18 protein-coding genes and 1 tRNA gene are annotated in these 18,491 nt (G+C 35.2%); 11 read left to right on the plus strand and 8 right to left on the minus strand.

Annotated elements, in window-relative coordinates; translation table 11 throughout:
* Positions 1-14: 14 nt before the first annotated feature.
* The 4 genes from OA86_RS10365 to OA86_RS10380 are packed head-to-tail and all read left to right on the plus strand — an operon-like array spanning position 15 to position 2,012.
* Positions 15-326 carry a hypothetical protein gene (locus tag OA86_RS10365; RefSeq protein WP_126340440.1) on the plus strand — a complete coding sequence of 104 codons (312 nt, stop codon included), beginning with the start codon at positions 15-17 and terminating at the stop codon, positions 324-326.
* Positions 314-622 (plus strand): type II toxin-antitoxin system RelE/ParE family toxin, encoded by a 309-nt coding sequence (locus tag OA86_RS10370; RefSeq protein ID WP_039352670.1) that lies wholly within the window; start codon positions 314-316, stop codon positions 620-622. Before OA86_RS10365 ends, OA86_RS10370 begins: the two co-directional genes overlap by 13 nt.
* Positions 619-1,722: a DNA replication/repair protein RecF gene (gene recF, locus OA86_RS10375; RefSeq protein ID WP_039352672.1), complete on the plus strand. Its 1,104-nt coding sequence runs from the start codon at positions 619-621 to the stop codon at positions 1,720-1,722. Before OA86_RS10370 ends, recF begins: the two co-directional genes overlap by 4 nt.
* A complete protein-coding gene (locus OA86_RS10380) occupies positions 1,722-2,012 on the plus strand; it encodes a hypothetical protein (RefSeq protein ID WP_039352675.1) in 291 nt (96 codons plus the stop codon). Before recF ends, OA86_RS10380 begins: the two co-directional genes overlap by 1 nt.
* On the opposite strand, the gene OA86_RS10385 is transcribed toward OA86_RS10380, so the two are convergent.
* The 3 genes from OA86_RS10385 to OA86_RS10395 are packed head-to-tail and all read right to left on the minus strand — an operon-like array spanning position 1,990 to position 5,791.
* Positions 1,990-4,026: a transporter-like protein gene (locus tag OA86_RS10385; protein ID WP_039352677.1), complete on the minus strand. Its 2,037-nt coding sequence runs from the start codon at positions 4,024-4,026 to the stop codon at positions 1,990-1,992. The genes OA86_RS10380 and OA86_RS10385 overlap by 23 nt on opposite strands.
* Positions 4,027-4,044: 18 nt before the next feature.
* A complete protein-coding gene (gene mtgA / locus OA86_RS10390; RefSeq protein ID WP_039352679.1) occupies positions 4,045-4,689 on the minus strand; it encodes a monofunctional biosynthetic peptidoglycan transglycosylase in 645 nt (214 codons plus the stop codon).
* Between the two features lie 55 nt (positions 4,690-4,744).
* On the minus strand, positions 4,745-5,791 hold the full coding sequence (locus tag OA86_RS10395) for an ABC transporter substrate-binding protein (RefSeq protein ID WP_039352681.1): 1,047 nt from the start codon (positions 5,789-5,791) through the stop codon (positions 4,745-4,747).
* A gap of 44 nt (positions 5,792-5,835) precedes the next feature.
* On the opposite strand from OA86_RS10395, the gene OA86_RS10400 reads away from it, so the two are divergent.
* Positions 5,836-5,909: transfer RNA gene (locus OA86_RS10400), tRNA-Arg, on the plus strand.
* Positions 5,910-5,923: 14 nt separating this feature from the next.
* Here the strand turns inward: OA86_RS10400 and prmA are convergent.
* From prmA to OA86_RS10415, 3 genes are all read right to left on the minus strand, one after another.
* On the minus strand, positions 5,924-6,763 hold the full coding sequence (gene prmA, locus OA86_RS10405; protein WP_039352684.1) for a 50S ribosomal protein L11 methyltransferase: 840 nt from the start codon (positions 6,761-6,763) through the stop codon (positions 5,924-5,926).
* Between the two features lie 139 nt (positions 6,764-6,902).
* A complete protein-coding gene (locus tag OA86_RS10410; protein WP_039352686.1) occupies positions 6,903-7,904 on the minus strand; it encodes a glycosyltransferase family 2 protein in 1,002 nt (333 codons plus the stop codon).
* Between the two features lie 46 nt (positions 7,905-7,950).
* Positions 7,951-9,126, minus strand: coding sequence for a THUMP domain-containing class I SAM-dependent RNA methyltransferase (locus OA86_RS10415; protein ID WP_039352689.1), 1,176 nt, complete (start codon positions 9,124-9,126; stop codon positions 7,951-7,953).
* Positions 9,127-9,217: 91 nt separating this feature from the next.
* Between OA86_RS10415 and OA86_RS10420 the strand changes: the two genes are divergently transcribed.
* On the plus strand, positions 9,218-9,964 hold the full coding sequence (locus tag OA86_RS10420) for a class I SAM-dependent methyltransferase (RefSeq protein ID WP_039352692.1): 747 nt from the start codon (positions 9,218-9,220) through the stop codon (positions 9,962-9,964).
* A gap of 9 nt (positions 9,965-9,973) precedes the next feature.
* Positions 9,974-10,666 (plus strand): ZIP family metal transporter, encoded by a 693-nt coding sequence (locus OA86_RS10425; protein WP_039352694.1) that lies wholly within the window; start codon positions 9,974-9,976, stop codon positions 10,664-10,666.
* Positions 10,667-10,736: 70 nt separating this feature from the next.
* Here the strand turns inward: OA86_RS10425 and OA86_RS10430 are convergent, their stop codons facing one another.
* Together OA86_RS10430 and OA86_RS10435 are read right to left on the minus strand one after the other, a co-directional pair.
* Positions 10,737-12,143, minus strand: coding sequence for an OmpP1/FadL family transporter (locus OA86_RS10430; protein WP_039352697.1), 1,407 nt, complete (start codon positions 12,141-12,143; stop codon positions 10,737-10,739).
* A gap of 33 nt (positions 12,144-12,176) precedes the next feature.
* A complete protein-coding gene (locus tag OA86_RS10435; protein WP_052257484.1) occupies positions 12,177-13,217 on the minus strand; it encodes a hypothetical protein in 1,041 nt (346 codons plus the stop codon).
* Between the two features lie 152 nt (positions 13,218-13,369).
* Between OA86_RS10435 and proS the strand changes: the two genes are divergently transcribed.
* The 4 genes from proS to OA86_RS10455 all read left to right on the plus strand — a co-directional run bounded on the left by proS (position 13,370) and on the right by OA86_RS10455 (position 18,442).
* Positions 13,370-14,845, plus strand: a complete 1,476-nt coding sequence (proS, locus tag OA86_RS10440; protein ID WP_039352700.1) for a proline--tRNA ligase — start codon at positions 13,370-13,372, stop codon at positions 14,843-14,845.
* A 123-nt stretch (positions 14,846-14,968) separates the two neighbouring features.
* Positions 14,969-16,258 carry an OmpA family protein gene (locus tag OA86_RS10445; protein ID WP_039352703.1) on the plus strand — a complete coding sequence of 430 codons (1,290 nt, stop codon included), beginning with the start codon at positions 14,969-14,971 and terminating at the stop codon, positions 16,256-16,258.
* A 115-nt stretch (positions 16,259-16,373) separates the two neighbouring features.
* Positions 16,374-17,714 carry an Nramp family divalent metal transporter gene (locus OA86_RS10450; RefSeq protein ID WP_039352706.1) on the plus strand — a complete coding sequence of 447 codons (1,341 nt, stop codon included), beginning with the start codon at positions 16,374-16,376 and terminating at the stop codon, positions 17,712-17,714.
* Positions 17,715-17,902: 188 nt separating this feature from the next.
* Positions 17,903-18,442, plus strand: coding sequence for a nucleotide exchange factor GrpE (locus OA86_RS10455; protein ID WP_039352710.1), 540 nt, complete (start codon positions 17,903-17,905; stop codon positions 18,440-18,442).
* The last annotated feature ends 49 nt before the right edge of the window (positions 18,443-18,491 follow it).

Consider the following 18,491-nt stretch of genomic DNA (forward strand, 5'->3'; position numbering starts at 1 on the left):
TGAAATTTAGAAAGATGGAAAATTTCGAAGATCTTAAAAATAGTCTTATTCATTTAATCAGCAAAAGTTCAGACCAAAATTTGATTTTCAAACTTTGGGAATTAATGAATATGGAAAATACTAATTCCGTTTCTGGACCGCAATCCCACTATGAATCTGAGAAACCAATGACGGAGGAAGAAGTAGAAGACTATTTTCGGGAAGAAGAAATTATTTTACCTCCTGCAGTTTTGAAAATGATTGAACGGGGAATGAACGATGTAAAAAATAGAGGAGTTTACACCGAAGATGAAATGGAGAAAATGGATGAAGAATGGCTAAATTAATGGTCGAATGGACCCATTTTGCAAAGCAACAAAGAGATGAAATTTTGTTATTTTGGAATAATAGAAATAAAAACACATCGTATTCAAAAAAATTAAAAATTGAGATCAAACAAAGAACTGAGCAATTAAAAACCTGTCCTTTTTCTGGGAAGAAAACATTTAATAATGAAACTAGGATTTTAACTTTAAAAAATTATAGTCTAATTTATCTCGTTCACGGAGAAATCATTTATATCATTTCATTTTGGGAAAATCATCAAAACCCTGAAAAACTACCAAATATTTTAGGATTATGATCATCACCACTTTAAAAATTCTCAACTTCAAAAATCATCAGGAAAGGAACTTTGCATTTTCCGCGCAAATTAACTGTTTTGTTGGCGATAACGGTGTTGGAAAAACCAATATTCTGGATGCACTTCATTATTTATCGATGGCGAAAAGTTTTTTGGGAAATACAGATTTAAATAACATTAAAACTGACGAAAATTTTTTCACCATTGAAGGAACAATTGACGATGGCGAAAAAGAAAATATCATCAAAGTTCAGCAACCAAAAGATGCCAAGAAAATTATTAAGAAAAATGACAAATCTTATGATAGAATCGCAGATCATATTGGTTTTCTACCGAGCGTAACTATTTCGCCGTATGATTCTAACTTAATTTCTGATTCTGGGGAAAGTCGAAGGAGATTTTTAGATGCGATGATTTCACAGACTGATTCTGAATATCTTTTTAATCTCATCCAATATCAAAAAACGGTTCAACAGAGAAATGCTTTGCTCAAAAGTTTTGCAAAAAACAGATATTTCGATGCAGATAATCTGGAAATTTACAACCAACCATTAATTAAATTCGGTACCAAAATTTTTATAAAAAGACAACAGTTTACCGATTCGATCTTACCTCTAATTCAAAGTTATTACGAAACGATCTCCAAAGGAAAAGAAAAAGTTACGGTTAATTATCAGTCAGATTTACAGGAAGGTTTTGACTATTCTCAAGCTGACCAGAAATTCAAAAATTTACTCCTCAAAAATTTAGAAAAAGACAGAGCGATAACTTATACTACCAAAGGAATTCATAAAGACGATCTGCTTTTCGAAATGAACGGAAATTCATTGAAAAAAATCGGAAGTCAAGGTCAGCAAAAATCTTTTTTAATCGCGCTGAAACTTTCTCAAATGAACAGAATTAAGGAACTGACCGGAAAAACGCCAATTCTTTTGTTGGATGATATTTTTGATAAACTAGACGATTCCAGAGTTTCACAATTAATAGAACTCGTAAATCAGGAACATTTCGGACAAATATTTATTACTGATACGAACAAAGAAAGAACGGAAAATGTAGTGAAAAGGATTAATGAGGAAAGTAAAATATTTGAATTGTAATGAAAAAAAAGAGAGAATATCAATCTTCTGAACTCGTGAAATCTTTCGCGAGAATTTATGGTTTTGAAGATAAATTGCTGGCTTTTGAAGTGAAAGATTTCCTGCACGACTATTTAAATGATGCTCTTTTCAACGAAATACAATCGGTGAATCTGAGTAAGAAAATTTTGGAAATAAAAATTAAATCTCCTTTACTGAAAAATGATTTCAGAATGCGGAAAACTTTTTTTCTGAATAAATTTAATGAACAGTTTCCGGAAGCAGATTTTACTGATCTTCAGATTTTGTAGAAACTGTATTATCAACCATTTCTTGTGCCCGAATATCTAATTTTTCAGATTTTATAGGTAAGAAAAACCGCAGCGGATTTCTCATAAAGTATCTGAAAATCTCCCGATAAATCTCTCTCACTTCTCCAAAATTTACTTTTCTGGAGCGAAATGCTAAAACCATCGACAACCCAAAACTAACCGCAAAATTAAAAAATCCGATGATGAAAACCGTGGTTATCGTTAAAAGAACGGTATAAGTATCTACATTAAAACCCTTCCCATAAAATCCCAAAGCCACGTTTCCGGCTGCGAAAGTAATATGACGAATATCTAGATCTAAACCTAAAAATAAACCAATCGGACCCGTTATTCCAAGGAAAATACCGAACCAGAGATTAGACATAATTCCAGGCCAGTTTCGGGAATAATATTCTGAAATACTTTTTGCCCTTTTCTCCCCAAGAAAGTAATTTAAGAACGGATTCTTCGCGATTCTTTTCGGAATATGGTAAAATACAGAACTGTTTGCAACATTCCCGGAAATAATACCCGAAATAAAAAGAAAAAATCCCGCGATACATGCGTGGAAAATCGCCTTTGAATGAAACGGATCTTGATCCTGCAATAATTTAGTGGCTTTTTCAGCCGCAAAATTCTGTTGAAAAAGAACGTCTAAGCCATAAATAAGAATTAATGCAACAGGGAAAGAAAGCAATACATTTCCCATAAATGCTATAAATTGGGTCCGGAAAACTTTGGAAACCAAATGAGCAAAATCAACATAATTCTTCTGCGTATTTTCTCCTTCTGAAAGAACTTTTGCCATCGTCGCAGCCGTCATTGCAGGCTGTTTTGTAGCTAAAGTAAAACTCATCAAATAAATCATGATGAAACCCATCGCGTAGTTAAAAGAATACAAAATCGCGTGAGAAAAATCGCTTCCGGAAAGTGAACCAAAAAATAATTTCAAAACGACCAAGCAACCAACGATGATTCCACCACCACTCGCTTTCAAAAACATTTTTACGTAATCTCTACGGTTTGAAGTAATGTAATGAGTACCGGTTTCCGCGGTGTGATTCGTAATAAGATGAGACATCAAAGTCGTGCTGTCTGCAACCAGATCTCTAAGATTCGTTTTATGCGATTTATACTCTAATATATTGAAAAACAATTGTTTAGACTTCAATACAGCTTCTTCTTTGTCATCAATAACCATTACCGCCAGAATTTCACCCATTCGGTCGAGTTGCTGTCTTATTTTGAGAAGCGATTGGTTAATTTTGCCAGAAATTCCGTACTTCGCGGAATTTTTGAAAGCCAGACTGACAAAATCTAATCCTTGCTGTAAATAAACTTTGATCTGTTTGTAATGTTCATCTTTGGAAGAAAGATCAAAATCTGGATCCTGTTTATAATTTTCATTCAGAATATCGAGTTCATTTTGTAGCGCGACAAAAGGGTTATCAAACTTTCTGTATTCTGGCGCCATGTTCACCACCTCAACATCCATGGCATTTCCAATAATACGCCATGCTAAAATATTCATGGAGAAAAGAAGTTCTAATTTCACATTTGGATGCGTAATGAAATCATCAATCTCTAATAATTTAAAAAATTCTGTTAATTGCTCATCTTCTAAATCTCTGAAATATTGAAGGTCTCGCAAAGGTCTGACCGACACGCTATCGACTAAAAACCAAACGGTATTTTCGTTTTCAACAGCAGGTAAAATTTTATTGAGAAGTCTTTTTTTAAATTCGGGATAAAATGCATTTTCTGATAAAATATTAGCTTCCGTCAATGATAAATTAAATGGTTTATCCTTGAAAATATTTCTAATATAATAACCGAAATTTTTGGTGATATCGTGATTAACGCGCAGAAAACCTAAAATATCCTCGAAATCACTTTCCCGAAGATTTCGAATTAATTCAGAAAGTGGCTCCAATGATTTCGTCTCATTTCGGAAACTGAAATATTGCTCAAGCAAAGCTTTAAAACTGACTTTATTTCGACTGTAAATTGGCATAATCGCGACAAAGATAAATTATTTCAAAGTCACATTATTCATTTGGCGCAAAATCCAGTTATGCTTTTTGTTGAGATAAGCAGAAGGATTTTTCGGATCGTACTTTGCGGGATTAGGCAAGATTGCGGCGATCCATGCTGCTTCACTTTTGGTAAGATTGATGGATTTTTTATTAAAATAATATTGAGAAGCCGCTTCTACACCAAAAACTCCACGTCCCATTTCAATGGAATTTAAATACCTTTCTAGAATAACATCTTTTCCCCAAACCAACTCGATAATGAAGGTGTAAATAGCCTCAAAACCTTTTCTAATATAACTTCTACCCTGCCAAAGAAATATATTTTTTGCGGTTTGTTGCGAAATTGTACTTCCACCACGCAATTTTTTTCCTTGTTCGTTGTGTACCATGGCTTTTTGAATGGCTTTATAATCGAAACCATTGTGGTCAAAGAAAGCTTGATCTTCAGAGGCAATTACGGCTCTTTTCACGTTAGAACCCATTTCATCATAAGAAATATAATCTCTGTCTAATTTTCCGTATTCAATTAAACCACCAATCTGAGTCAGCGTAATCGGTGGATTGAAGAATTTTCCCCAAAAAATAAAGAGGATATTCGCCAGTATAATAATAAAAATAAGTTTTTTAATTTTCTTCCACATAGTTAATAAGTCTGTGAGTAATCAATATTTGTAGGTGCAAAAATAGAAATATATTTCACTTCAATTCCTTCATGTAAGTTAAATTATAATTCGGGAATAATTCGGGATGAAAAATTTTGATATAATCTTTCAAGACCAGATCTGCACGAACCACGCCACTTTCGAAGTAATCATTAGATTTTCCGACTTCTTTTCCGGTCAAAGTATATAATTTTCCGGCGTTGAAAACATTCATTTTGGTGTAATTGGGATTGATCTGCAACAATTCTTTTTTTGTTTGATGGTTCCCGATATTGATCCAGTACTCAGCTTTCTGCGATTTCGCATATACTTCTTCAAAACTCATTGGAACCGCTTTAAAATCTGTATTAGATGCATTAATATAATTTCCATTTGCGTCTGAAATAAACTGGGCTAAATTAGATTTTCCGCCGGGCAAAAACCATTGATTTCCGTACATTTCATTGGCTAAAACTACAGGTTTTACTTTTGATTTTTGAGCTAAAATTTTCAACGAATCGTACGAATTTTTAATTTGATCAAATTTTGAAACCGACTCTTTTTCTTTATCTAAGAGCTTTCCGAAAACCAATAAATATTTCGATTTTTCCAAAGGGTTCTGCTCTAAATATTCATCCAGAAAAATAATTTCGATACCATTTTTTTTGAGGAGATCGTAGGTATTATCGAAGCTTGCGATGTAATTTGTGAAGATGACATCGGGTTTTAAAGCGATAATTTTTTCAATATCATATTTCTGTTCGTTCCCAATATTTTGAATTTTTCCTTCACTTAATAATTGGTGAATCTTTTTAGAAAAAACGTACTCCGGACTTGAGATCCCGATGATTTTATTTTCTAAACCTAATTCGGTAAAGTAACCAACCAAACTTGCATTGAGTAAAATGACTTTTTTGAAAGGGAGTTTTGAAGCGGGTAAATCATAATTAAATTTCCCGGATTTTAATTTTAAAACATTTCCTTCAGTTTTAAGCTGAACATTTCCTGAAATTTTTTGCCAATCGCTTTCTACACTTTTGGATTCTTTTTTGCAGGAAAAATTGAGAAATAAGATGAAAATTAATAAAATGTAGTTTTTCATTTTTGAGACGAATAAAAAATTGTTATATTTGCAGACCGAAAAACGGCTTCGTGGCGCAACTGAATAGCGCACCTGATTACGGCTCAGGAGGTTACTGGTTTGAATCCAGTCGAGGTCACTAAAACCCTGTTTTTACAGGGTTTTTTGATTTTCTAATAATAAAGAAACCCACTCTTCCCGTTGTAATTTCTTTTTCAAAGTCAGTTTTTGTTCCGTACAAACTTCCAGAATATCATCTACATCAAAAAAGCAAAGCCCAGACAATAAAAGTTGTCCACCAGTATTTAGTACAGAAACATAAGTCGGAATATCCGAAATGAGAATATTTCTGTTGATGTTGGCTAGAACAATGTCGAAGTTTTCTTTTCCTAAATTCACAGCAGTTCCCTGAGAGATTTCAAGTTCTACGCTATTTCTCGCAGCATTCTCTATGGAGTTTTCTACAGACCACTCGTCGATATCAATTGCTACGGTTTTTCCGGCGCCTTGCTGTTTGGCGAAAATTGCTAAAACAGAAGTTCCGCAACCCATATCTAAAACGGTTTTATTTTCAAAATTCATGCCGAGCATTTGTTGGATCATCAAGTATGTTGTGGCGTGATGTCCTGTTCCGAAAGACATTTTGGGCTGAATAATAATTTCGTGCGGTAAGTTTTGATCTGGATGAAATTCTGCGCGAATAGAAACTTGGTCTTCGATATTAATCGGTGAAAAGTTTTTTTCCCACTCTTCGTTCCAGTTGATGTTCGGCATTTCCTGGAAAGTATACGAAATATTGATATCAGGATTCTGAAGCAAATGAACTTCCTTCAGTTCTTCTTCTTTGAATAATTCTGTTTGTATATAGGCCAAAATTCCGTCGTGTTCCTCAGTAAAACTGTCGAAACCGATTTCTATGAGTTCTGCCATTAAAATTTCATTCCAGGGTTGTAAAGGCTCTATCTTAAAATTGAATTCCAAGTAATTGTTCATGTTTATCTTTTGTGCAAAAATAAGGTTTTTGTGCGGGAATTGCGACCCGACCTGAATGGAGCTCTTTTTGTGTAGCAACGCGAAACAAAAAAGCGGGAATGGAGGGCGGAATTTGTCGCCCAAAAAGTTCTGTATGAAACTAAAATTTATGAAAATGGGAAGGAAATGCGTCTTCGGGTTTTTGACGGAAAATATTGAGTAAAATCCAGGATTTGAGGAAACCATAACCATAGGAAAACATTTGAATATACGTTGAAATGATTGCCATTGCAGCGATACTGATGTTTTTGGTTTGGTACAAAGCGTGGAAAAAAATCAGGAAAGTGTAAAGTCCGTAAAATCCTAAAATCAAACCTTGCTGAAAAAAGAAATACTCGATGAATCCGAGGATATAACCGATGAGAAAAAACGAGGGAAATGCGAAGGAAATCTTGACATATTTCGGATGCCGCTGATTTAGAATCGGTCGTGCGCAACCAAACTGATAAACCTGTTTTGAGAATTTTCCGAAATCAACTCTTCGTTTATGATAAACACCAATGTTATCGAAAAATGCCGTTGTGAAGGCATTTTCCCAAAGCTTCATCGAGAGATCCGGATCTTCGCCAATTCGCATTTCTGAAAAGCCACCGACTTTTTCGAAAGCCGATTTTCGAACGCCCATATTAAAACTTCGCGGCTGGAATTTAGTGACGGCTTTTTTACTTCCGCGAATTCCGCCCGTAGTAAAAACGGAAGTCATGGAATAGGAAATCGCTTTTTGCATGAGATTAAAACCTTTGTGCGCTTTGTCGGCGCCACCAAATGCGTCGCATGGAATTTCTGCAAGATTTTTTTTAATGTTTTCGATATAATCTTTTTCAACAATCACATCGGAATCTACGAAAACGAGCCAGTCATTTTTGGTACGTTTTGCGCCGTAATTTCGTGATAATCCTGGACCGGAATTTTCTTTTCGGAAAAATTCAATCTTTAACCTTTCGTGAAATAATTCAGCAGTTGGACGTAAATTGATCACGGAACCATCATCCACAATAATGATCTCAAAATCATTATCGGTTTGATGCGATAAGGAATTGAGGAGTTCGAAAAGTTCGTCTTTTCGGTTGTAGATGGCGATGATGATTGATATGGTATTCAATGCGCTGATTTGGTAATTAGTTGATTTGCTAATTTGCTACTGGAAATTAACTATCTCCTTCTCTGCCTTCTAATTTGTGAATTTTCTTCGTTCCTTCATACATTTCAAACTGCATAAAACGGCATTCTAATTTCCCGTTGAAGAGTTTGATTTTTCGGGAAGGTCGCAGACCAATTCTTTTCATAGAATCAAGATCGGAGGAAATTAACCAGGCCAAAGTATTGGGATAATTTTTCTTGAAAGTGTCGCCAATTTTAGCGTAAAACTCGTCATCATTAATTACAATTCTCTCATCATAAGGTGGATTGAAAACCATCAACAACGGAAATAGATCTTTCTTTGATTCAAAGAAATCCTGTTCTTTTACTTCGATAACATCTTCCATTTCGGCTGCTTCAATATTAATTCTTGATGCATGCAACATGTTGGCATCGATGTCGTAACCAACAATTTTCCCAGTGAATTCCCGAACACGATTCAGGCGAACTTCTTTGATGGTTTTGAATAATTCTTCGTCATAATTTAACCAGTTTTGAAATCCGAATTTTCTGCGGAAAGTTTGTGCAGGTAAATCCATCGCGATCATCGCAGCTTCGATGAGTAAAGTTCCGGAACCACACATTGGATCCAGGAAATTCCCTTTTCCGTCCCAACCTGCCAATTGCAACATTCCGGAAGCAAGAACTTCATTGATTGGCGCTTCACCCTGTTCTTTTCTGTAACCTCTTTTAAATAACGCATCTCCAGAAGAATCCAAAGAAATCGTCACCAATTCTCTGTCGATATGGAGGTGTAATTTTATTTCAGGTTGCTGCGTATCAACACTTGGCCTTTTATTGTATTTAAATTTGAAGAAGTCGACAATCGCATCTTTCATTTTTTGAGACATGAACTGCGAATGCGAAAATCGATCTGAATAAATCGTAGTGTCAATAGCGAAAGTTTGATCAACCGTCATTATCTCATCCCAAGGAAAATCGAACAATTTATCATAAAAACGATTTTCATCCCAAGCTTTGAAAGTAAGCAAAGGAACGAGAATTTTCAGCGCTGTTCTCGCGGAATAATTTATTTTATAAAGAAAACCAAGGTCGCCTTCACAATTAACTGCGCGGTTTTTAACTTCGACATTTGATCCGCCAAGTTTTCTAATCTCTTCTGCTAAAATTTCTTCGAGGCCGAAAAAAGTTTTGATCTGTATTTTTAAATTTTCTGTATCCATAATTCGTTATTGGCTTTACTGCTTTGGCTTTGAGAAAAAAGCTCTAAAGAAGTTGCTCAGTTATTTCGGCAAATTTAGTTATTTTTGCACAATGGCATGGTTTGAAACTTGGTTTGATACACCTTATTATCACATTCTTTATAAAGACAGGGATTTCGCAGAAGCTGAAAATTTTATATCTCTACTAATCAAATACTTAGCATTACAGAAAGACTCGAAAATTATTGATCTGGCATGTGGAAAAGGACGACATTCTGTTTTTTTAAATCAATTAGGTTACAAAGTTTTGGGATTAGATTTGTCGAAAGAGAGTATTCTATATAATAAACAGTTCGAAAATTTAGGGTTAAAATTTGAAGTTCATGATATGCGAAATGAGATTTTTCCGAAAATTTCGAGCGAAAAAGCAGATGCTGTCTTCAATCTTTTTACGAGTTTCGGTTATTTTGAAAATGACGAAGATGACAAAAAAGTTTTTCAGTCCATTGCAAATGCGGTGAATCACAATGGTTATTTTGTTTTAGATTTTCTGAATGCAAAATGGGTGGAGAAAACTTTAATTAAAGAAGATCAAAAAACAAAGGGAGAAATTGAATTTACGATTAAAAAGAAAATTCAAGACCGACATATTATTAAAGATATCAGTTTTACGGACACAGGACAAAAATATGATTACTTTGAAAAAGTAAAACTTCACACTTTAGAAGAAATTGAAAATTATGGCGCGGAATTCGGTTTTGAAAAGGTGAAAACCTTCGGCAATTATCAGCTGGGCGATTTCGATCTGGAAAATTCACCACGCTGCATCAATGTTTTCCAGAAAAAGCAAAATTATTAAATCTGACAAATGATTATTTTATTATTAATTTTAAGCGTTTTGATCGGTGTTTTTCTTGGAAAATTTTTCGGAGAAAGAGAGAAATTTGCTAAAAATCTTTTGGTTGTGAGTGCGGGATTTTTAATTACGATCTGCCTCAATGAGGTTTTCCCGCAAGTTTATTCAGGAGAACATCACAATATTGGATTATGGGTAATTGGCGGCGTTTTGCTCCAGATGTTGCTCGAAAATTTAACGAAGGGATTTGAACACGGTCACTTTCATCATCATACAGAAGGCAAAAACATTCTACCTTTGGCTTTGATGGTTGGACTCTTCGTTCATGCCTTTCTGGAGGGTATTCCGCTGGCAAATGAAAAGGTAATCTTGAGCCCATATCTCACCGGAATTTTGGTTCATAACATTCCAATTTCCTTTATACTCGGTGCTTTTTTGGTTAAAAATAAAAAGTTTTCGGCTTCCTCTTTTCTAATTATTGCAATTTTCGCATTGGCTTCACCTTTTGGGTTGCTTTTAGGTAAATATTTTAATCCTGATTTAGAAGTGTATTTTCTTGCATTGGTCGGAGGAATTTTCCTACATATTTCTTCCGTTATTATTTTCGAAAGCAATAAAAACCATAATGTTGACTGGCAAAAAATCGGTTTTGTAACATTGGGAATTTTGCTTGCGATGACTGGTCATCTTTTTCATCAGCATTAAAAATTTGGAACAAAAAAAGACCTCGAATTTCTTCGAAGCCTTAAGTTATTGATTAAAATCGTTCTGAAATTTAAAATTTCCAGCCGAGTGTAACAAAGAAATTATCTTTCTTATTTTTCACATTTGATACAATTGAAGCATCTGAATTCACAACATATTGATCAGAGAAATAACCAGTATTATTTGCGAATGAACCTTGAATGAAAGGACTGCTATATTCTGAAGTTACATTTTGGTAAGCTGCATCAATATAAAAAGACTTGAAATCGTACCCAATTCCGGCGCCAATCGTATTTCTTTTTCCTACAAATAAATTGTCGTAGCCCACATTTGCTGAACCACCATTATCTGGAACTGAATTAATCTTCATCGTGTCAAACGGACTCGACGCAAATGCGTAACCTCCTCTTAATCTGAAATCGCTTATTCTGTATTCCGCACCAACTTTAACTTCTGAAAGATTCTTGGTATTATTTGAAATCAATTGATTCAACTCGGTTTCTGCAGGTCCTTCTACTTTATATTTGGCTTTGGTTAATCCTAATGAATAATCAACATTAATCGCGAAATTTTTGTTTGCCACAAATGCTGCACTCAAAGTAGCTTTCAATGGCGTAGAAAGATTACGAGATTCTCTGTAGGTTCCATCACCGGTTGTAGAATTTCCATACTCACTATAAACTCTTTCTATACTCCACCAAGTTGGCGTTTCAAGAGCCGCACCCAATCTAAATTGGTGATTAATTTTTCCGATAATTCCGACAGTTGCTGAAAAACCATTTGAAGTTTCCGAAAAAGGAGTGTATTGTTTATTGTAAACGTCGGTATTGTTTGTTTTATCAGTAAATGCTGCTGTATCATATTGATCAAATGCTGCACTATGAAAATTCAATCCCGCTCCGACATAAATTCTGTTGTCGTAATTACCACCGACTCCGACAGACATTTTAGAAAGATTTCCGTACCGGTTGTAAGCATGTCCTGCGAAAGCAAGGTTGTCTATTACAACGCCACTAATATCTTTAATGTCATAAACTAAATTACTATTACCGGGAGTTTCGGAATAATCTTCCAGAGACTGATTTGAATAATTCACCGCAACATTCACAAATTTCCAGGGAGATGATGAGTTGAGTTGAAAAGCTGCAATTCCGCCAGTATTTCCTAAATTCGTCTTGTTAACTTTGTAGTTCAAAGTTTTTCCGGCGTAGGTTGTTGTATTTTTATTGTTTTCAATAAATAGAGTTCCGGAAATTTCGCTCGCTATACTTACTGCAATTCCTGCAGGATTTGAATTGAGAACCGAAACATCTCCACCTAAAGCTCCCATAGAACCTGCCATCGCATTATATTTGGAAGATCCGTTTAGAGCTGAATTTGAATAAACTTCTACTGTATTTCTAATTGTTGAAACATCTTGAGCACTTGCAAAATACGCAACAGATATACTCAAAACCGTTAAGGATTTTTTGATCATTTTCTTATTATTGTTAAAATAAATTCTTAAATATTATCTTCTGAAACCACCACCTCCGCTAGATCTGGTGGAACCAGAGTTTGAAGATCCGCTATTACCACCGTTGAATCCACCACCTGAGTTTCCTGATCTGAAACCGCCACCGTCATTAGAATTGCTTCTTGTTGGCTGTTGGTAAGTTGGCGCATCTTGTCTCGGCGAATTGTTTTGTCTCGGTGTATTGTAGGGTTGAGAATTCGTTCTGATTCTTGGCTGTGCATTATTTTGCTGGTTGAATCTTGGGTTATTTTGATTGCCATTATTCATTCTCGGAGTATTATATCTTGGAGCATCATTTCTGAAACCTCCTGAATTGTTATTTCTAATACCTGTATTGGGAGAGTTATTTCTAAAACCTGAATTGTTAGAATTATTATTTCTTAAACCATTGTTAGAATTTCGCATATTATTAAAGGAACCATCGCTACCACTTCTTTTATTAGTAAACCCACCATTGTAACTATTGTAGTATCCGTTTCCGTAACCATAATTTCCGTAAGGATTGTAGCCATAGTAAGGATTGTAACCATAATAAGGATTATAACCATAATAATTATTATAGTAACCACCATAATAAGGACTATAATAACCATACCACGGATTGTAACCCCATGGATCATACATGCCCCCGTATCCAAAAGATGAACCCCAACCGAAACTCATTCCAACACCAAATCCGGAATAAAAACCATAAGGAGATCCCCAAGAGGAATCGTTGTAATACGTATCTGTACCATTATAATTTCCCCATTCAGAATTTTGATCATCTTTCCAGTTTTCATTACGATTATCGGTATTCAGATATTTATTTGCGCTATCATTCGCCTGATAATCATAATATTCTCCTACTCTATTCCCGCTGTTCATAACGGTTCCTTCCGGTAAAGTATCTCTGCTCGGGTCGTAATATACTCCGTCGGTCTCACTATAACCCATTTGGGATCCACAAGACATCAAAAGTAATCCACCTGCAACTGCCAAAAGTCCTTTGGATTTCAGCAAATTGATTAATTTTTTATAAGTAATTTTTTCCATGATAAGGTGAAAAGTTTAATTTAATTTATATTTGCAATTTATACCAAAACTATACCAATTAAATAGTATGAATTTTGAGTAAAACTACGCTTTTTAGATTAGATTCAAAGCGCATCAATAAGTTAAATCAATAGATAAAATAATATATTATAATGGCAAAATTGACCTCAAGAGCAGAAGATTATAGCAAGTGGTATAATGAACTGGTAGTTAAAGCAGATTTGGCAGAAAATTCCGGAGTTCGTGGTTGTATGATCATCAAACCTTATGGGTATGCAATTTGGGAAAAAATGCGGGATGAAATGGATAAGAAATTTAAGGAAACAGGGCACGTAAATGCCTACTTCCCAATTTTTATTCCTAAAAGTTTGTTTGAAGCAGAGGAAAAAAATGCAGAAGGTTTTGCAAAAGAATGCGCAGTTGTTACGCATTATCGTTTAAAGACAGATCCTGATAATCCAAAAAAGCTGATTGTAGATCCAGATGCGAAATTAGAAGAGGAATTGATTGTTCGACCAACTTCCGAAGCAATTATTTGGAATACCTATAAAAACTGGATTCAATCTTATCGTGATTTGCCTATCTTAATTAATCAGTGGGCAAATGTGGTTCGCTGGGAAATGAGAACCCGATTATTTTTAAGAACGGCGGAATTCCTTTGGCAGGAAGGCCATACTGCTCACGCAACAAAAGAAGAAGCGATTGTAGAAACCGAGACGATGCTCGATGTCTATGCAAATTTTGCAGAAAAATTCATGGCGATTCCTGTAATTCGAGGGATAAAAACTGCTTCCGAAAGATTTGCAGGAGCTGATGAAACCTATTGTATTGAAGCATTGATGCAGGATGGAAAAGCGCTTCAGGCAGGAACTTCTCACTTTCTAGGACAAAATTTCGGTAAAGCATTTGACGTAAAATTTACCAACAGAGAAGGTAAAATAGAGCATGCATGGGGAACTTCCTGGGGAACTTCTACCCGATTAATTGGTGCGTTGATCATGACGCATTCTGATGATCTAGGATTGGTTTTGCCACCGACTCTTGCTCCGATACAAGTTGTTATTGTGCCTATCTTTAAAGGAGAAGAGCAGTTGCAGCAAGTGAGCGAAGTTGCTTTTGAGATTCAAAGAAAATTGAAAGAGAAAGGAATATCTGTCAAATATGATAACAGAACTGAAAATAAACCAGGTTGGAAATTTGCAGAATATGAATTAAAAGGAGTTCCGATCAGAATCGCAATTGGCGCCAGAGATCTAGAAAACCAAACCGTTGAAATAGCTAGAAGAGACAATTTGACAAAGGAAACGCAACTTTTAGAAAATATCGAGGTTTACATTGAAAACCTTCTTAAAACAATTCAGGAAGATATTTATAAAAAAGCTTTAACCTATCGAGATGAGCATATCACAGAAGTGAATTCTTACGAAGAGTTCAAAAAAGTGCTGGACGAAAAAGGCGGATTTATTTCTGCGCACTGGGATGGAACAGACGAAGAAGAGGAGCAGATCAAAAATGAAACAAAAGCCACAATTAGATGTATTCCTTTAGATAATAAAATGGAAGAAGGCGTTTCATTAATCACCGGTAAACCTTCAACACAGCGCGTAATTTTTGCGAAAGCGTATTAATGACAAAATACCTAATTACTTGCGTTTTAAATGTTAATTTTTATATAAAATTAAGAACTATTTAAGTTAATGGATTAATATTTGCTTATCTCAGGGAACGTTAAACTTTAAAAATAAACTATTATGGCATTAAACATCATTGATCTTATCAAAGGACAATTAGGTCCTGCATTAGTTTCTCAAGCTGCTTCACAGTTTGGAGAAAGTGAATCTGGAATTTCTAAAGCAATTAGTGGATTACTTCCAGCTATTGTTGGTGGAATGGCAAACAATGCCGACAAACCAGGAGTTTTAGATGCTATTACAGGTGCTTCTTCAAGCGGAATGCTTGGTAATTTATTAGGAGGATCTTCAAACAATTCTTTAATTACAACAGTTTTAACCGCAATTTTTGGTGATAAAATTGAAGGTATTGTCAATGCAATAGCTACTTATTCTGGAGTGAGTAATTCTTCTTCTAGTTCATTGTTAAATATGGTTACTGGAGCGACATTAGGTTCTGTAGGAAAATACGCCGCAGATAATAATCTAGGTGCGTCTGGAATTACAAGCTTGTTACACGATCAAAAGGGGATTGTTTCATCATTGCTTCCTGCTGGATTATCTTTAGCTTCTTTGGGAGTTGGAAACATGTTTGGTGGTCATGAAGCAGAAAAAGTAAAAGTTACTTCTTTTGATGAACCAAAAATTGAAGTCAACAGAGGTGGAAATACAAATACCCACGTCAATGTAGATAAAGCAGACGATAACAACGAAGGTGGATCAATCTGGAAATGGTTATTGCCTTTATTACTTCTTGCTCTTGCCGCATGGTTCTTATGGAAACAATGCAACAAACCGGCAACAGAAACAGCGACTACAACTGATTCTACAATGGTAGCGAAAGACTCTTCTGCTGTAATGGTTCCTGCTGATTCAGCTACAATGACAACTACCAAAACTGATGAAAATATCGATTTAAATGGTACTGCATTGAAAGGATATAAAGGAGGTATGGAAGATTCGATGATTTCTTTTCTGAAATCTGGCGGATACAAAAATGCTGCTGATGATGCTGCTTTGAAAGATAAATGGTACACTTTTGATAAAGTAAACTTTAAAATGGGATCTGCAACTGATTTAGAAGCAGGTTCTGCAGGACAGATGGATAATTTATTAGCAATTTTAAAAGCCTATCCAGAAGCTAAAATCAAAGTTGGTGGTTATACTGATAAAGTTGGCGACGAAGCAGCTAACGTGAAGTTATCTCAAGCCAGAGCTGACTATATTAAAAAGTGGTTAACTGAAAAAGGAGTTGGCGCACAGGTAATGACTGCTGAAGGTTACGGAAGTAAATTCGCAACTGTCGCTCCTACAGCTTCAAACGATGAACGTGCTATTGACAGAAAAATGGCAGTAAGATTTGCAAAATAATCTTTAGAATATATAACGTAAATCCTGACTTCGGTCGGGATTTTTTTTATTTAAATTTTGTACATTAGATTTATTTATTTAAATTTGTTAGTCTAATCTAACATTTAACATTTTTATGGCGTCAAAACTCCTCAAGCAAGGTTGGAGAAAAGAAAGATCTTCAAATTCTTTACCTGAGGTTTTCTCCAGTATCAATATCCCTAAAGACGCAGGCTTTTGGCGGAAACTCATGGCTTTTGCCGGGCCGGGTTTAATGGTTGCGGTAGGTTATATGGACCCTGGAAACTGGGCAACAGATATCGCGGGTGGTGCACAGTTTGGCTATACCTTACTTTCCGTTATCTTAATTTCAAATCTTTTTGCGATTGTTTTGCAGCATTTATCATTGAAATTAGGAATTGTTGCAGAAAGAGATCTGGCGCAAGCTTGTAAGGATAATTTTAATCCAACCACCAATTTTATTTTGTGGATTTTATGTGAGATCGCCATCGCGGCTTGTGATCTGGCAGAAGTCATTGGATCTGCGATTGCCTTAAATTTACTCTTCGGAATTCCATTAACTTGGGGAGTAGCAATTACCATCGTCGATGTATTTTTAATTTTATTTTTACAGGCCAAAGGTTTCCGCGTTATTGAAAGTATTGTCGCCGGTTTGATCGTTGTAATTTTCGGGTGTTTTGCTTACGAGATCATTCTCAGCAAACCAGACATTTTCCCTATTTTGGCGGGAATGGTTCCTCAAAAAGAGGTCATCACCAATCCGACAATGCTTTATATTGGCATCGGAATTTTGGGAGCGACCGTCATGCCACATAATTTATATTTACACAGCAGTATCGTACAGACCAGAAATTATGAACGAACACCTGCAGGTAAAAGAGAAGCGATCAAATTTGCAACAATCGACAGCAGCGTTTCTTTGTTCCTCGCATTTTTTATTAATGCCGCGATCTTAATTGTCGCAGCAGCTACTTTTCACACCACCGGAAATAAAGATGTTGCAGATATTCATGATGCTCACAAAATGTTGACTCCTATTTTAGGAACTACCTTCGCAAGTATATTTTTCGCAGTTGCACTACTTGCTTCTGGGCAAAATTCTACTTTAACAGGAACTTTAGCCGGACAAATTGTGATGGAAGGTTTTTTAAATATCCGTTTGAAACCTTGGTTGCGACGTTTAATTACACGCCTAATCGCAGTAATCCCTGCGTTAATTGTAACCATTATTTACGGCGAAAAAGGAACCACCGATCTATTGGTTTTAAGTCAGGTGATTCTCTCCATGCAATTGAGTTTTGCCGTCATACCTTTAGTAATGTTCACCGGTTCAAAACTGAAAATGGGTGAATTCGTAAACAAATTATGGATGAAGATTTTGGTTTGGATCATTGCCGGAATTATCCTCATTCTCAACCTATATCTTCTCATTGAAACATTTTTTCCTTCGCATTAAATCTGATCAAAGGAAGAAATATTAGTTATTTTTAAATTTAACACCCTCCGATAACTTTACCATAATGCAGTTTTTCTGCTAAAATTTCCTATCATTAATGTTGGGAAAGGAATATTTTCTGCCGAATTGTCCTAAAATGCTCTTTGGCAAAATCTTTGCGAATTGATGAATATTAAAAATATAAAATTATGTCAGAAAATCAAGATATGCAAGACGATCAAATGAATTCTCCAGAAGAGTTCACTGAGAATAATGAAAACGAAACGGTAGAAAATGTGACAGCAGCACCTTCGTCGGAAGAAGTTTTGGCAGAGGAAAAAGACCGTTACATCCGTCTTTTTGCGGAATTTGAAAATTATAAAAAAAGAACTTCCAAAGAAAAAATGGAGTTTTTCCAATACGCAAATCAAGATATGATGATTTCAATGTTGGGTGTTCTTGATGATTTCGAAAGAGCCTTAAAAGAAATTGCAAAAAATGGCAACGAAGCTGATTTACAAGGCGTAGAATTGATCTACCAAAAATTGAGAAATAAATTGACTGAAAAAGGATTGAAACTAATGGAAGTAAATGCTGGAGAAGATTTTAATGTAGATTTCCACGAAGCAATAACTCAAATTCCTGCACCTACCGAAGCATTGAAAGGTAAAATTGTAGATGTTATCGAATCAGGTTATACTTTAAATGATAAGGTGATTCGTTTCGCAAAAGTGGTTACAGGTAAATAAAAATTATTAGCAATGAGTAATAAACGATGAACAACTTTTTGGTTTCATT

The sequence above is a fragment of the Kaistella jeonii genome, assembly GCF_000812865.1.
Taxonomy (GTDB): domain Bacteria; phylum Bacteroidota; class Bacteroidia; order Flavobacteriales; family Weeksellaceae; genus Kaistella; species Kaistella jeonii.